The organism is Sphingopyxis sp. H115, from assembly GCF_001468465.1.
Taxonomy (GTDB): Bacteria; Pseudomonadota; Alphaproteobacteria; order Sphingomonadales; family Sphingomonadaceae; genus Sphingopyxis.
Window position 1 is genome coordinate 146,594 of the sequence record NZ_LNSA01000003.1, and the last position, 14,151, is coordinate 160,744.

General features: G+C 65.5%; 14 protein-coding genes and 1 other RNA gene. 4 read left to right on the forward strand and 11 right to left on the reverse strand.

Features of this window, described 5'->3' with window-relative positions:
* The first annotated feature begins 2 nt into the window (after nucleotides 1-2).
* On the forward strand, nucleotides 3-485 hold the full coding sequence (gene greB / locus ATE71_RS03700; protein ID WP_058802089.1) for a transcription elongation factor GreB: 483 nt from the start codon (nucleotides 3-5) through the stop codon (nucleotides 483-485).
* On the opposite strand, the gene ATE71_RS03705 is transcribed toward greB, so the two are convergent.
* The 10 genes from ATE71_RS03705 to ATE71_RS03740 all read right to left on the reverse strand — a co-directional run bounded on the left by ATE71_RS03705 (nucleotide 476) and on the right by ATE71_RS03740 (nucleotide 9,966).
* Nucleotides 476-2,197, reverse strand: coding sequence for a caspase family protein (locus tag ATE71_RS03705; protein ID WP_160328005.1), 1,722 nt, complete (start codon nucleotides 2,195-2,197; stop codon nucleotides 476-478). The two genes, greB and ATE71_RS03705, sit on opposite strands and share 10 nt — an antisense overlap.
* A 287-nt stretch (nucleotides 2,198-2,484) precedes the next feature.
* Nucleotides 2,485-2,640: a hypothetical protein gene (locus ATE71_RS22415; RefSeq protein ID WP_160328006.1), complete on the reverse strand. Its 156-nt coding sequence runs from the start codon at nucleotides 2,638-2,640 to the stop codon at nucleotides 2,485-2,487.
* A gap of 71 nt (nucleotides 2,641-2,711) precedes the next feature.
* Nucleotides 2,712-3,109, reverse strand: an RNA gene (rnpB, locus tag ATE71_RS04110) — RNase P RNA component class A.
* 88 nt (nucleotides 3,110-3,197) lie between these two features.
* Entirely contained in the window at nucleotides 3,198-3,887 is a 690-nt protein-coding gene (locus ATE71_RS03710) for an N-acetylmuramoyl-L-alanine amidase (protein ID WP_058802091.1), read from the reverse strand.
* 100 nt (nucleotides 3,888-3,987) lie between these two features.
* The gene (locus ATE71_RS03715; RefSeq protein ID WP_058802092.1) at nucleotides 3,988-4,845 is read right to left on the reverse strand and encodes a CheR family methyltransferase; all 858 of its coding nucleotides are present in this window, start codon (nucleotides 4,843-4,845) and stop codon (nucleotides 3,988-3,990) included.
* The gene (gene cheB / locus ATE71_RS03720; RefSeq protein WP_235587890.1) at nucleotides 4,842-5,924 is read right to left on the reverse strand and encodes a chemotaxis-specific protein-glutamate methyltransferase CheB; all 1,083 of its coding nucleotides are present in this window, start codon (nucleotides 5,922-5,924) and stop codon (nucleotides 4,842-4,844) included. Before cheB ends, ATE71_RS03715 begins: the two co-directional genes overlap by 4 nt.
* A gap of 38 nt (nucleotides 5,925-5,962) precedes the next feature.
* Complete coding sequence (locus tag ATE71_RS03725) at nucleotides 5,963-6,337, reverse strand: response regulator (protein WP_058802094.1); 375 nt, start codon at nucleotides 6,335-6,337, stop codon at nucleotides 5,963-5,965.
* Nucleotides 6,338-6,415: 78 nt separating this feature from the next.
* Entirely contained in the window at nucleotides 6,416-6,853 is a 438-nt protein-coding gene (locus ATE71_RS03730; RefSeq protein WP_058802095.1) for a chemotaxis protein CheW, read from the reverse strand.
* Nucleotides 6,850-9,246: a chemotaxis protein CheA gene (locus ATE71_RS03735; RefSeq protein WP_058802096.1), complete on the reverse strand. Its 2,397-nt coding sequence runs from the start codon at nucleotides 9,244-9,246 to the stop codon at nucleotides 6,850-6,852. The genes ATE71_RS03730 and ATE71_RS03735 overlap by 4 nt, the downstream gene beginning before the upstream one ends.
* Nucleotides 9,247-9,309: 63 nt before the next feature.
* A complete protein-coding gene (locus tag ATE71_RS03740; RefSeq protein WP_058802097.1) occupies nucleotides 9,310-9,966 on the reverse strand; it encodes a histidine phosphotransferase family protein in 657 nt (218 codons plus the stop codon).
* Nucleotides 9,967-10,174: 208 nt separating this feature from the next.
* On the opposite strand from ATE71_RS03740, the gene ATE71_RS03745 reads away from it, so the two are divergent.
* From ATE71_RS03745 to ATE71_RS03755, 3 genes are all read left to right on the forward strand, one after another.
* A complete protein-coding gene (locus tag ATE71_RS03745; protein WP_058802098.1) occupies nucleotides 10,175-11,131 on the forward strand; it encodes an RluA family pseudouridine synthase in 957 nt (318 codons plus the stop codon).
* A gap of 80 nt (nucleotides 11,132-11,211) precedes the next feature.
* Nucleotides 11,212-12,114, forward strand: coding sequence for an RNA polymerase sigma factor RpoH (rpoH, locus tag ATE71_RS03750; protein ID WP_058802099.1), 903 nt, complete (start codon nucleotides 11,212-11,214; stop codon nucleotides 12,112-12,114).
* An 81-nt stretch (nucleotides 12,115-12,195) separates the two neighbouring features.
* Nucleotides 12,196-12,810: a hypothetical protein gene (locus ATE71_RS03755; RefSeq protein ID WP_058802100.1), complete on the forward strand. Its 615-nt coding sequence runs from the start codon at nucleotides 12,196-12,198 to the stop codon at nucleotides 12,808-12,810.
* Nucleotides 12,811-12,969: 159 nt separating this feature from the next.
* Here ATE71_RS03755 and recF read toward each other — a convergent pair whose 3' ends face one another.
* Nucleotides 12,970-14,079 carry a DNA replication/repair protein RecF gene (recF, locus tag ATE71_RS03760; protein WP_058802101.1) on the reverse strand — a complete coding sequence of 370 codons (1,110 nt, stop codon included), beginning with the start codon at nucleotides 14,077-14,079 and terminating at the stop codon, nucleotides 12,970-12,972.
* Between the last annotated feature and the right edge of the window lie 72 nt (nucleotides 14,080-14,151).

The window sequence follows — 14,151 nt, forward strand, 5'->3', positions numbered from 1 at the left end:
ATATGGCGGGGGAAAAGACGAATATTATCAGTCCGGCGGGTTATGCCGCGCTGCGTGCCGAATATGACGCGCTGCTCGGCGACGAACGCCCCAAGCTCGTCGACGTGATCAGCTGGGCGGCGGGCAATGGCGACCGCAGCGAGAATGGCGACTATATCTATGGTCGCAAGCGGCTGCGCGAGATCGACCGGCGATTGGGCTTCCTCGCCCGCCGCATGAAGGCGGCGCGCGTCGTCGATCCGGCCGACCAGCCCGACAAGAGCCGCATCTGGTTCGGCGCGACGGTCGAACTGGCCGACGATGACGACGCGCGCCGCATCGTCACGCTGGTAGGCGACGACGAGGCCGACGCGGGCGCCGGCCGGATCGGCTGGAACAGCCCCCTCGCCCGCGCGCTGCGCGGCGCCGCGATCGGCGACCTGCGCACGGTGCAGCTTCCCGCCGGACCCAAGGAATGGGAAGTGATCGCGGTCAGCTATCCCTGACCGTCTTCGCCGATTCCCGCGATCAGATCGCGCTGGTCCTGCCTGAGTTCGGGCAGGTCGCGCGCCAGCCGCGCCCAATGCGCCGCTTCCTTTGCATCGGCTGCAACGCCCTCGCCCTTTGCATAGGCATGCGCCAGGAGCGCGCGCGACCCCGCAAAGCCCGCCCGCGCTGCGATCGCGCAATCCTCAGCGCCGCCGGTCAGCCGCTTGCCGTCGAACTGTGCCTCACAGAGCCAGTGATTGCCTTCAGGATTACCCGCATCGGCAAGTTTGCGCAGCCGCGCCATATTCGCCGCACGCAGGTCAGGAAAATAGGTCAGCGCGAACATTGCGGCCGGGTGCCCCTGCTCCGCCGCCTCGGCATACAGGGCTCGCGACGCGGCGAAATCGGGTGGGCCGAAGCTGCCCCGGGCGAGATGATAGGCAAGATGGGTCTTGGCCTTCGAGAAACCCGCATCGGAGGCGGCGCGATAGAGGGCCTGCGCCCGCGACCTGTTCGCCGCCGACGGGTCCGAACCAAGAAGCAGATAGGCCAATTCGGTCTGCCCCGCCGGGAAGCCCTGTTCGGCCGACCGTTCAAGATAGGTGCGCGCGCGCGCCATATCCCGTTTTACCCCGACGCCCAGCGAGAACATATATCCGGCGAGCTGCTGCGCGAGGGGATGACCGCCATCGGCCAGCGCAACCAGCTCGCCGGCGCGATGGCGCGACAGGACGTCGGCGATCAGCAAGGGTTCGTCCTCGATCGCCAGGCGGTCGAGCGCGATATCGGCAAGCGGATCGATCACCGGCGTTGCGGCACCGCGGGCCGCACCGTCCGGGGATGCGGCAGCCACCGCCGGGGGCGGCAAGGATGCGACAGCGACCGTAGGCAGTTCGGGCGGCGCAACCAGATAATAATCGTCGAACCAGCTGCCATAGTGGAAGGGTTGCTGCGGCCCCAGATCCATATCGTGCGTTCGCTTGTATACCTCGCGCGCGACGACCTTGAAATAGTCGCCGATCTCGAGGCCGGGGATCGCGAGTTCCTTGACCACCGCCGCCGCGAAGGGGCTGACCGGCGAACCGGCGGGCGCGAAGTCGAGCGCCGGGCGCCCCTTTGCCGTCGAATAGAAGACGGCGCCTTGCCCGATGTCGAGAAGGCCGAGCGGCGCCGACCCCGCCTCCCCCTTCGCGACATCGGCGTCCTCGATGCGCACGACCGGATCGGCGGTACGACACGCATCGACAAACACTAGCGTGAAGGCGCCGGCCGGAACCACGCGCCGGACCGCCGCCTCGATCGACAAATAGCGCTTCTCCACATCGGCGCGGCGTGTAGCCGGCGGCGCGTCCATCGGCACGAGCCAGTTGCGCCCGCCATATTCGAAGCCATGCCCGGCATAATAGAGGATGACAGATTTCGCGCCCACCGCCTCGGCGGCGAAGCGCGTCAGCGCCGCGTCGAGCGATGTCATGTCGGCATTGCGAACGATCCGCGGTTCGATCCCGGCCTTGGCAAAGGCGTCGCAGACATGGTCGATGTCGTTCACCGCGTTTTTCAGCGAGGGCCATTCCCAATCGTTATAAGCGCTGTTGCCGATCAGCAGCGCGACGCGGTCGCCGCGCAGCGGCGCGGTGCCGCAAGTGCTCGCCGGCGACTCTGCCATCGCCGGCGGCGCAAGACCCAGAAGCGCCGCACCCAGCACACCGATCCGCCACGATTTCCTCACCGCCACGCCCCCCTGGCTTATCGTCAGATTCGCGCGAACAATGGCGGAAATCTGCGCAACTTCACTCCGGATTCGCATCATCGCGACGCCCGTCGACCCCGAGAGTCAAGCTAGGTCCGCGGAATGATGTAGGAAAGCGGAAATTGGATTGCGCGCGCGACCATCCGGCGGTGGCGGCACGAGATGATAGCCGACTAGTTGGGCGCCAGCGCCTATCATCCTGATGGAAGAAACGCCAAGCACCAGAACGACGCGTACGCCTTTACCCGATCAAACGGGGGCGGCGTTCAGGGCTGTAACAGCGCCGGAACGATCCAGATCGCGGAGAGGGCAACAACCACCGCCGCCAGCGAAAAAGCCAGCACATAGCGGACGTTATGTCCTTTGACCCCGCTGCTTGCCTCGGTTTCGGTCACCTCGACATGGTCTTCGACGACTTTCATGGTCCGTCTCCTTTTCTGGTCCGCTTAATACGCGGCCCCGTGCAGCGCGGTTCCCGCGCCCTTGGGGAGAGGAGGCCAGAGGGTCTGTAAGCCGGGTTCTGTCCACCCCTTTCGGGGATGGGCGATCATTCCTCTAGGCGACCGGTTACCCGAACGCTCAAGCAGTCAACCCGGACGACTGGGCCGGAATCCGCCCTGAGCTGCCCCCGAAGGAGCGAACTCGCGCCGTCCCTATTCGACCTTGCTCCCGGTGGGGTTTGCCGTGCCGCGTCCGTTACCGTCCGCGCGGTGCGCTCTTACCGCACCCTTTCACCTTTCGCCGGGCCAAAGCCTGTGGCGGTCTGCTCTCTGTGGCACTTTCCCTGACCCCGGTTGCCCGGGGCCGCCGGACGTTATCCGGCACCGTGGTTTCCGTGGAGCCCGGACTTTCCTCCCCCGCTTGCGCGGCGGCGATCGCCCGACCCTCTGGCACGCTCCATTATAGCGCGAATGGATGGCGATTACGAGCGATTGTGGGGATGGAGGCTTTGGAGGTGGATTTCGGCCGCTGGCCGCCCTCAATTCCCCTCGGGCTGGGGCAACAGCAGTGCGAGGAGGATGGCGCGGCATTCGCCGTCGATCGTGCCGTCGATCAGTTCGGGGCGGAAGCGGCGCTGGAAGGCGACGGTCGCCGCGAAACCGTCGGTCACGTCATAGCCGAAGCGCTCGAGCGCGAGCAGGAAGCCGGCGTCGGTCCACAACGGGTCGGTCAGCTTCTTGGTCGGCCGCGGCAGCGCGAGGCGGCGGCGGGCAAGCTCATCCCACGGGAAAAGTTCGCCCGGGTCCTGCTTGCGCGTCGGCGCAATGTCCGAATGGCCGACGACGTTGCCACGCGTGATCGAATGGCGATCCTTGATCGCATGGACCAGCCGCACGACCGACGCGACCTGCGGGTCGGGAAAGGGCACATAGCCCCATTCATGACCCGGATTGACGATCTCGATCCCGACGCTCGCCGAATTGATGTCGCTGACTCCGCGCCAATGCGATTTGCCGGCGTGCCACGCGCGCTTGTCCTCGCGCACCATCTGGGTGATCTGGCCATCCTCGCTGACGACATAATGCGCCGAAACCTTGGCTTCGGGATCGGCGAGGCGGTCGATCGCCTCGGCCCCCGTCTTCATACCGGTATAGTGGAGGACGATCATCGAGATAGGCAAGGCGCGCTCGTCGAAATTGAGAGACCAGCGTTCGATAAAATCGCTCATTCGCTTTGCGGGCCCGTCCTGTCCTTGCCAAGCCGTCGATTGCGCCAGCGACGCGCAAAAAGCAAGGCGAAGCCTGTCCGGAAGCGATTGCGCTATCGCACTAGGCCGCCGCGGCGCGGCGCACCTGCTGGTCGGCGGGCTCGTAAAGGCCCCGCAGTCGCGGGCTGGCGACGAACTGGTCGGTCTGGCCGAGTACGGTTTCCCCAGCGCCGAGCACGAGGAAACTTTGCGGCGCCGCCATCGCGCGGAGCCGCGCAAAGGCCTTCTGGCGCATCGGCGCCGAGAAATAGAGCAGCAGGTTGCGGCAGAAAATTAGGTCGGCAGGACTGGCGAGCGGCGGCCGGTCGATCAGCATGTTCTGGACAGAAAAGTCGATACGGCGGCGCAGGTCGGCCTTCGCCAGCCAGCCGCCCTCGGTCTGGTCGAACCAGCGCACCATGCGCTGTACCGGCAGGCCGCGCTGGATCTCGAACTGGCTATATAGCCCGACGCGGGCGCGCCCGATCGCGTGATAGCTAACGTCGGTTCCGACGATATCGACCTGCCAACCCGCCCATTTTTCGCCCTGTTCGGCGATCAGCATCGCGAGCGAATAGGCTTCCTGCCCCGTCGATACGCCGCAATGCCAGATCGTCACCCGCCGCCGCGAAGCGTTGATTTCGCGAATCCGTTCAAGCGCGGTCGCAGCTATATCATCGAAAACACTGTGTTCGCGATAGAAATACGTTTCGTTGTTGAGCATCGCATCGACGGTATCGTCGAGCAGCTGCCGGCTGTTCGACGTCACCAGCGACGCGACCAAGGCGTCTAGGTCGGCGATTCCGTGACGCTGCATGACGGGCTTCAGCGACATTTCGATCCGCCAGATCCGGTTCGGCGACAGCGTCTGCCCCGTCCGCGATTCGAGCACGCCCATCAGGACACGATAGGCCGACTCGCTGGCGGTCCCGCCCATCATGGCCGGGCGCGTCCGGGAAGGAAGCTGCCGAGCATCAGCGCGATCGCATCGGGATTGAGCGTCGCGGCGGCGATGCCGGCCTTGGCGACGGCACCCGGCATGCCCCAGATCACGCAGCTTTCGGGCGCCTGCGCAAAGACGGTTCCACCGGCTTGCTTCAGCCGCGCCGCGCCGACCGCGCCGTCGCGGCCCATCCCGCTCAGGATAACGGCGACGCCGCCCTTGCCATAGACGTCGGCGACCGCATCGAGCATAGGGTCGGCGGACGGGCAGCAGCCATTGTCTACGGGGCGGTGGTCGAGTGCGATTTCGCGGCGCCGGCCGTTCGCCACGACCAGCAGATGCGCGTCGCCGGGAGCGAGGTAGATGTGACCGGGTTCGACGATCATGCCCGCCGCGGCGACATGCACCCGGCGCGCCGTCATCGTCGCGATCTGGCGCGCGTAAAATTCCATGAAGGCGTCTGGCAGGTGCTGCGTCAGCAGGATCGCCGCGGTGATACGTGGGTCGAGGTTGGCGAGGAAACTGGTGAAGGCCGGAATGCCGCCGGTCGATGCGGCGACCGCGATGCACTCGATCGGCTGGTCGGTGTCGATCGCGAGCGCGACCGGCGCGGACGCACGGCGTTCGGCGACCGGGATGGGCGCCGGATAGTCCCGGCGATGGCCGAGCGTCAGGATCCGATCGGTCAGCACTTCGGCGAAGCGGCCCGAAAAGCTGCCGCGGCCGGGCTTCGCCAGCGTGTCGCTGGCGCCGAGTGCGAGCGCGTCGATCGCTGCGGGCCCACCCTCGACACAGTTGGACGAGAGGATCAGCACACGGGCCTTTTCGGCACGCGCCAATATGTGCGGCAGCGCGTCGATGCCGTTCATGCCCGGCATTTCGATGTCGAGCACGACGACATCGACGGGCTCGCGCGCCAGATAGTCAAGCGCGTCCTGCGCCGATGCGACCGACGCGCAAATCTCAAGCCCCGGGCGCTGGTCGACGATGCGTTCGAGAATGCTCCGCACGACCAGGCTGTCGTCGACAAGCATCACCCGCACCGTCCGCGCCGACGGCTCCGGGTCGGATATCAAGGGTTGCGGTCGTGCCACCTAAAAACCTCGAAAAAAAATCAGGCGATGCCGACGAGCTGCAATTTTCCTTCCAGCGTTTCGCGATCGAACGGCTTCATCACATATTCGTCGGCGCCCGCCTCGATCGCGGCGCGGATATGGTCGATGCTGTTTTCGGTGGTGCAGAAGACGACGCGCGGCCGCTCTTCATGCCCGTAATCGAGATCGTTGAACGCGCCGAGAAACTCCATCCCGCTCATCACCGGCATGTTCCAGTCGAGCAGGATGACGTCGGGGCGGTTGGCGCGGCAAAAGGTCAACGCTTCCTGACCGTCGGCAGCCTCTTCAACGGCAAAGGACATGCTTTCAAGGATATGGCGCGCGACCTTGCGAATGACTTTGCTGTCATCGACGACCAGACAAGATTTCGACATCAAATTTAACTCCGACCCCCCGTTGTTGGGGCATGTTTACGGCGAAGGGGTATTCAGCACGTTAATAAACGGCAGCAATCACGCGGCTTTTAAGGCTGGCAGGGAAATGAAATGCGACGGGTCGACGACAAGCAGCGATGCGCCCTCATGTTCGATCATCGCATCGGCGACGCGCGCCCAGCCGGGAAGCAGCTTGCCCGCGATGCGTGTTTCGGGCGCCTCGATGAAGCAGACATCCTCGATCTCGTCGGCGAGCAGCGCATAGCCATGTTCGGCGACGTCGACGACGATCACGCGTTGCCCAGGCGCGACCGGCACCGCGGGCAGGCCGATCACGACATGCGGGTCGATCAGCGTGAAGACGCGGCTGCGTAGCGCGAACAGGCCCGCAACATGCGGCGGCGCAGCCGGTACCTCGACCGGCGTTCCCACGGTAACCACCGAATTGATCGCACGGCTGCGCAGCGCAACGCGCGTGTCGGCGATGCGCGCGACGAGGTAGAGGTTTTCCATCATCGGCCCTGTCCCCCGACCTGGCGGCGCAAGGCGTCAAGCAACGCCTGCCGGTCGTAACGATAAACGGTGTCGTCGCCCGGTCCCGTCGCCGCGATCGAGTTGCGGAGGCGAATGACCGGTATGTCGTTCGTCGCTTCATCGGGCGCCTCGCCATCTTCGGCGAGGCACAGGAGCACGTCGTGCGCTTCGTCGGCATCGTCGCCGTCCGGCGCTACACGATAGCCGGCGCTACGCAGGATCGGCGCGAGAAAATTCTGTCCCCAACCGTCATGGTCGTCGGCGATGCGGCAAAGCGGTAGCCGATCGGCGAGCGCGGCGGCGCCACCAGCATATTGTTCCATCAGCCAATAAGGATCGATCAGTTCGACGGGTTCGCCGCCAACCAGCACGACACCCGCGATCAGCCCCGGCGCGACCGAGGGCTGGACCGCATCGGGCAGGCGCACGATGTCGATCACTTCGGCGATCGGATAGCAAAGGACCGAGCATCCATCGTGCAGGCGCAGCAGCTTTTGTGTCCCGTCCGACGCGGGCGTTTTCGCCGCGTGGACGGCGAAGATATCCTCACCGATCTGCGCCTGGACGCGGCCGGCGCTTTCGAACAGTGCCGACGCAGGCACTTCCTCGACCCGCTCGATAACCGACAGGCGAACCCCGCGCACACGCCCGCCTGCCTCGCGGAACAGAAGCAACTGCGCCGCGTTTCGTGCCGCCAAGAGCTCGGCATCGCTTTCGGCCATGCGATCGTGGCTGCGCCCTGCCTCGCTGGCGTCGATCGCTGCGGCCGCGAGCATACCCTGCACGTCGAGCAGCAGCACGGGACGGCCGTTGTCGGGGAGCGTCGTGCCTGCATAGAGCCCGGTCGCCATGATCATCGGCGCGGCGGGCTTGATCACCAATTCTTCGTGATCGTGAATCGCCGCGACGCTCAGGGCATAGCTTTGCCCCTGCCCCGGACGCACGATGACGAGCGCGCGGTCGTCGACATCGTCGCCATGATGCCGCCCGCGGCCGAGCACAGCCTCCAGCCGGAGCAACGGATATTGCTCGCCGCGCACGGTGGCGAATTCACCGCCGCCGACGCGGTCGATGCGTACCGTGTCGCCGCTTTCGAGCAATATCTCGCGCACCGCGCCGCGCGGTATGGCGAAATATTGCCCCGCCGCGCGCACCATCAACCCCGAAATTATCGTCAACGTCATCGGGACGCGGAGCAGGATCGTCAGCCCCCGCCCCTCTTCGTTGCGCAGTTCGACGACGCCGCCGATTTTTTCGACATTGGCTTTCACAATGTCCATGCCGACGCCGCGACCCGATACCGACGTCACCTTGGCGGCGGTCGAAAAGCCGGGGCGGAAGATCAAATTCAGCTTTTCCTTCGGTGCCAGCGCCCGGGCTTCGTTCGCGGTCAAGACGCGCGCGGCAATCGCCTTGGCGACCAGCGTGTCGGGCGACAGCCCACGCCCGTCGTCGCCGATCTCGATCTCGATCTGGTTCCCCGACTGGCGCGCCGAGACCGAAATGGTCGCGGTGATATCTTTGCCCGCCGCGACGCGCTCCTCGAGCGGCTCGATGCCATGATCGATCGCGTTGCGGACGATATGGATCAGCGGGTCGCGGATATTCTCCATCATCTCGCGATCGAGCTCGACCTCGCCGCCGCTCGTCTGGAACGCGATTTTCTTGCCCAGATCCTGCGCAAGGTCCCGGACGATCCGCGGCAAGGGCGCGAACAATTTGTCGATCCGCTGCATCCGCATCTGGCTGACCGATTGGCGCATGCCGGCGATCGAATCGGACAGGCGATCGAACGAAGCGATCAGCGACGGGTCGGCACCCGATTCGCGCAGCATCCGGGCAAATTCGTTGCGCGCGAGAACAATGTCGGTCACCCCGGTCATCACGCTGTCGAGCAGGGGCAGCGGCACGCGGATCGAGCGCCAGCTTTGCAGGTCGGCGCCAAAATCATCGTCGCGGCGCAGCGGCACCCCGGCGACTGCGAACGGAGCGTTGGCCGACGCGGCCTGTTCTTCCGACAAGACGCCAATGACGTCGCGGTCATCCCCGGCCGGTTCGACCCCGTCCTGTCCCAACGCCGCGCAAAGCGCGTTGAGCCGGTCGATGATGCCAAGAACCCCACTGACCAGCGCGGCATTCGGCGTACGATGGCCGCGGCGCACCTGGTCGAGCGCATCCTCGGCGGCGTGCGACAGCGCGGTGACGCGCGGCAGGGCAAGGAAGCCCGAACTGCCTTTGATCGTGTGGACGAACCGGAAAATCGCGTCGAGTTGGGCGCGGTCGGCGGGGTCGGCTTCCCACGCGACGATCGCCCCGCCCGCTTCGGCAAGGATTTCGGCCGTTTCGGCCAGAAAGTCGTTCAGCAGATCGTCCATCGCCGTACCGGTGCGCCCCAAAAACTGAGGCTGCACCATGGCGGACAATGGTTAAGGGAGCCTTTACCCGCGGCCGCGCAAGACGGCACCGACGAGCAGCGAAGTTGGCGTTTCGCGTGCGAGCATGACCGTCCCGTCATTCTGGCGCGCGACAGCCTGCACCAGCACCGCCGGCGCGGTGCGCGAGGTCATCGCGCTCGCGCCTTCACCCTCGGCGAGGATGCGTTCGACGTCGGCGTCGAGGAAGATGCGCTCGGCCTCGACATGCAGTGCGATCTCGACAGCCCCGTCGGTGCCGGCGCCCTGCTCCTCGCAGCCGATATCGAGCCGTCCACCGCGCACCAGCGCATCGACAAGGAGCAGCGAGAGGTTAAGGATGATCTTCACTGCGGGCTTGGGTAGCGGGTCGGTACCGATCATCCAGTTCAGTTCGATCGCGCGGTCGCCGATGATGCCATGGATTGCCGATTTGGCCTCGTCGGCGGGAACGAGTTCGCCGAACCCGCCCGCAGAACCGAACGCAAGGCGGAAGAATTTAAGTTTGTTCGCCGACGTCCGCGCGCTTTGTTCGAGCAGTTCGAAACAGCGCTGGCGCATCGCCGGGTCCTGCTCGTCGGCCAGAAGCTCGAGCCCGTTGGCGAAAGCGCCCACCGGGCTTAACAGGTCGTGACACAGGCGCGAGGCCAACATCGAGGCGAAATCGACGCGATCGTCGGACAATGAACAGGCTCCCCAGCGCAGCCGCCGGATATGTCCGGCGTAGGGCTGCTACTAGGGCAGGCATGGGTCGAAGGGCAAGCTGGTTCCTTTTTCATTCACCAAAGGCAGCCCGCCGGCTTGTCGCCGCCTTCGCCGGGACGGCGGTACATGGAGCCGGCACCGGCTCCGGCCCCTTGAAAATCGGCGTCCCGGGGCCATATCCCCCCCAATGTTGGGGGACGAAGAGATACTGACCGTGACGCTTGCAGACGGCGGCGTCGGCGTGCGGCTCGACCGCGCGCTGGCGGAAGCGCTGCCCAGCCTGTCGCGCGAACGGATCAAGACCCTGATCAAGGGCGGCCGCGTCGCCGATGTCGGCGGCGCGATCCTGTGGGACCCCTCGGCCAAGACAAGCGCCCCCACGACGATCGAGGTTCGCGTGCCCGTCGCGGCCCCCGCGCATAATGTCGCGCAGGATATGGACGTTGTCGTCGCATATGAGGACGAGCATCTGATCGTCGTCGACAAGCCCGCGGGGATGGTCGTCCACCCCGCCGCAGGCAATCTCGACGGCACGATGGTCAACGCGCTGCTCCATCATTGCGCGGGGCAATTGTCGGGCATCGGCGGCGTTGCGCGCCCCGGGATCGTTCATCGGATCGACAAGGACACCAGCGGGCTGATTGTCGCCGCGAAGCATGACAAGGCGCACGAAGGCCTGGCGAAGCAATTTGCCGCGCACAGCATCGACCGCCGTTACCTCGCGATCGCGACGGGCCGCCCGATGCCCGCCGCCGGCACGGTCGACGCCGCACTGGGCCGGTCGAGCACGAACCGCAAGAAGATGGCGGTCGTCGCCGAAGGGCGCGGCAAGCGCGCAATCACCCATTACCGGACGGTCGAACCGCTCAAGGGCGCGACCTTGGTCGAATGCCGGCTCGAAACGGGACGCACGCACCAGGTTCGCGTCCATATGGCGCATATCGGCCATCCGCTCGTCGGCGACCCCGTCTATGGCCGCCAACGTAGACCTTTGTCTGATATACTTAAGACCCGGAATTTCGTAAGGCAGGCGTTGCACGCAGCCCATTTGGGTTTTATTCATCCGGTGACCGGTAACGAAATCGCGCTCGACAGCGAACTCCCAGCCGACATGCGGGAACTGATCGATGAATTGCGCGTTTAGGTTTCGAATGAAAATCTATTTTGACCGCTGGAGCCAACCGCGGCATATTTCTCCTCTGAAAATAAGGGAAAACCTCAACAATGGCTAATAAAAGCAATGTTCCGGCAACGGTGCCCGCGCTCGGCGGTGAGGCGAGCCTGAACCGCTACCTGGCCGAAATCCGTAAATTCCCCCTTCTGACCCCCGAGCAGGAATATATGCTCGCCAAGCGGTTTCAGGAGCATGGCGACAATGAAGCTGCGGCGCAGCTCGTCACGTCGCATCTCCGCCTCGTCGCCAAGATCGCGATGGGCTACCGCGGCTATGGCCTACCCGTCAGCGAGCTGATCAGCGAAGGCAATATCGGCCTGATGCAGGGTGTGAAGAAGTTCGACCCCGAACGCGGCTTCCGCCTCGCGACCTATGCGATGTGGTGGATCCGCGCATCGATCCAGGAATTCATCCTGCGCTCGTGGAGCCTCGTGAAAATGGGGACGACTGCGGCCCAGAAAAAGCTGTTCTTCAACCTTCGCCGGATGAAGAACAGCCTCGACGCGTTCGAGGACGGCGATCTCAGCCCCGAACATCTCTCCAAGATCGCGACCGACCTTGGCGTGACCGAGGAAGAGGTAACAAGCATGAACCGCCGCATGGCGATGGGCGGCGACACGTCGCTGAACGTACCGATGGGCGAGGATGGCGACAGCCAGTGGCAGGACCTGCTGGGCGACGAAGGCCCGCTGCAGGACGAACGCGTGGCCGAGGCCGAGGAACGCGACGTCCGCCACGCGCTGCTGAGCGAGGCGCTCGAAACGCTCAACGAACGCGAGCGCCACATTCTGACCGAGCGCCGCCTGACCGACGATCCCAAGACGCTCGAGGATTTGAGCCAGGTTTACGACGTCAGCCGCGAACGCGTCCGCCAGATCGAGGTGCGCGCGTTCGAAAAGCTACAAAAGGCGATGCTCAAGCTTGCCGGCGACCGGCGGCTCGTCGGCGCCTGACCTGCCGGCGAAAGCCCGCGATTTGACTTGCGGACGCAAAAGGACCAGCCTCCCCCTTCGGTTCGACCGAAGGGGGTTTGCATGTGGAAGTGGATTCGGATTCCCAAGGGAATCGCGCTGCTGGCATTCCTGCTGCCATGGATGACCGTCAGCTGTTCCAATCAGAAACTTGTCGAGGCGAGCGGCTTCGGACTCGCCTTTGGGCGCGTTGCCGCGATGGGACAGGCAGCCGAAGCCGGTGACGGCGCCTCGCTCAATCTCTGGCTGATCCTTGCGATCATCGCGATCATAGGCGGACTTGCGCTCCTCTTCCTGCGGGGGCGCGAGGCCGCGAAGCTGGTCTTGGGGACGTCAGCCGTCGCTCTGGCGCTGATACTGATAGGCACCTGGCGCTACAGTAAGGATGCGATCCTTGCCGAGGCCGCGAACAACAGATCGAACGGGGATATCGATCGCGCGGCGCTCGCGATGATCGAGGTGAATTGGGAAATCGGATATTGGCTCGCGCTGTTGTCGCTGATCGCTGCCGCCGCGCTGGCCTGGCTGGTGATGAGCGGCAGGGAGGCCGACGCCGAGGCAAAGATGCGTTCGCTGGCCACCGATGCAAGCGACGCGGCGAAAGCCGCCGCCGCCAAGACGAATGAAGCGATCGACGCGGCAAAGAACCGGAAGGACGACGAGCAGCCGAAAGGCTGAGACGGGCTTCGACCTAAGGCAGCCGCTGGAGATGTGCACCCGGCGAAAGCCGGGGCCTAGAATTCCTAGAGCAACCTTGCGTTTCGCCGCACTGATCCCCGGCCTTTGCCGGGGATCACGCGATGGCTGCCCACCACCCCATAACCGACATCCACGGCTCTATCCCGCCCCGATCCGTCCGCCCGCGATATGAAAGCGCGTCACCGGTCCTGGCATGTCGTCGAACAACGCCGCCTCGGTGCCCGTCAGCCAGGCCTGCCCCCCCTGCCCCGCCAGCCGTTCGTAGAGTGCGCCGCGGCGCAGCGGGTCGAGATGCGCCGCAACCTCGTCGAGCAGCAGCACCGGCCGCTGCCCGCGCAGCCGCGCAACGCAGTCGCTGTGCGCGAGAACGAGCGATAGCAGCATCGCCTTCTGTTCACCGGTCGAGCAGCGCGCCGCAGCGCGGCCGGTCGCAGCATGAACCGCCGACAGGTCGTCGCGGTGCGGTCCCGCGGTCGCGCGCCCGGCGGCGGCGTCGATGCGGCGGCGGCTTGCGAACAGCGATTTCAATACCTCGATCTCGTGCGGCGCGCTCCGCACCTCGCCCTCGCTGTCGACGAGCGTCAGCAGCGGGCGAGCAAAGGGTGCGTCGGGCAGCGCAGCAAGTTCGGCCGACAGCGCGGCGAGCATATGCTGGCGCGCCGCATCCATTGCCGCGCCATGTTCGGCGAGCTGCGCTTCGAGACTCGCGAGCCACCCCGCATCGGCGGCCGGCAGGTCGGCGAGCAATTTGCCGCGCGCGCGCAGCGCCGCTTCATAGCGGTTGCTATGCTGCGCATGGCGCGGGTCGAGCGCGAGCACAAGCCGGTCGAGGAAGCGGCGGCGATTGCCCGCCGTCTCGACGAACAGCCGGTCCATCGCAGGGGTCAGCCACAATATCGCAAGCCATTCACCCAGCGCAGTCGCCGCCGCCGCGGCGCCATTGATGCGGACGATGCGCCGCCCCGGATACGCAGGCTCGGTCCCGGTCCCGAGCGCGACCGGCGGCAGGTCCACCCCAGCCTGCACTTCGGCGAACACGGCGAAGCCCCCGCTCGCCCCGTCACGCACCATGTCGGGGAGCGCCGCGCGGCGCAGTCCGCGCCCCGGCGCGAGCAACGAAATCGCTTCCAATATATTGGTCTTGCCCGCGCCATTGTCGCCGTGGAGCGCCACGAGCCCCGCTGCGGCGACCATGTCCGCCCCGGCGTGATTGCGAAAATCGGTCAGCGAAAGGCGGGTCAGCGTCATCCTTTTTCGCGCCTACCTCAGCGCCCGCGGCGACGCCAGCCCGACGCACGCAACGACGAAAGTAATATTTCT

Coding starts and splice junctions, on each gene's coding strand:
- ATE71_RS03730 (WP_058802095.1), bottom strand. CDS start 6,853: ATGATGGAAAACCTCTACCTCGTCGCGCGCATCGCCGACACGCGCGTT.
- ATE71_RS03745 (WP_058802098.1), top strand. CDS start 10,175: ATGTTGGGGGACGAAGAGATACTGACCGTGACGCTTGCAGACGGCGGC.
- ATE71_RS03725 (WP_058802094.1), bottom strand. CDS start 6,337: ATGTCGAAATCTTGTCTGGTCGTCGATGACAGCAAAGTCATTCGCAAG.
- recF (WP_058802101.1), bottom strand. CDS start 14,079: ATGACGCTGACCCGCCTTTCGCTGACCGATTTTCGCAATCACGCCGGG.
- ATE71_RS03715 (WP_058802092.1), bottom strand. CDS start 4,845: ATGATGGGCGGGACCGCCAGCGAGTCGGCCTATCGTGTCCTGATGGGC.
- ATE71_RS03755 (WP_058802100.1), top strand. CDS start 12,196: ATGTGGAAGTGGATTCGGATTCCCAAGGGAATCGCGCTGCTGGCATTC.
- ATE71_RS03735 (WP_058802096.1), bottom strand. CDS start 9,246: ATGGACGATCTGCTGAACGACTTTCTGGCCGAAACGGCCGAAATCCTT.
- ATE71_RS03710 (WP_058802091.1), bottom strand. CDS start 3,887: ATGAGCGATTTTATCGAACGCTGGTCTCTCAATTTCGACGAGCGCGCC.
- greB (WP_058802089.1), top strand. CDS start 3: ATGGCGGGGGAAAAGACGAATATTATCAGTCCGGCGGGTTATGCCGCG.
- rpoH (WP_058802099.1), top strand. CDS start 11,212: ATGGCTAATAAAAGCAATGTTCCGGCAACGGTGCCCGCGCTCGGCGGT.
- ATE71_RS22415 (WP_160328006.1), bottom strand. CDS start 2,640: ATGAAAGTCGTCGAAGACCATGTCGAGGTGACCGAAACCGAGGCAAGC.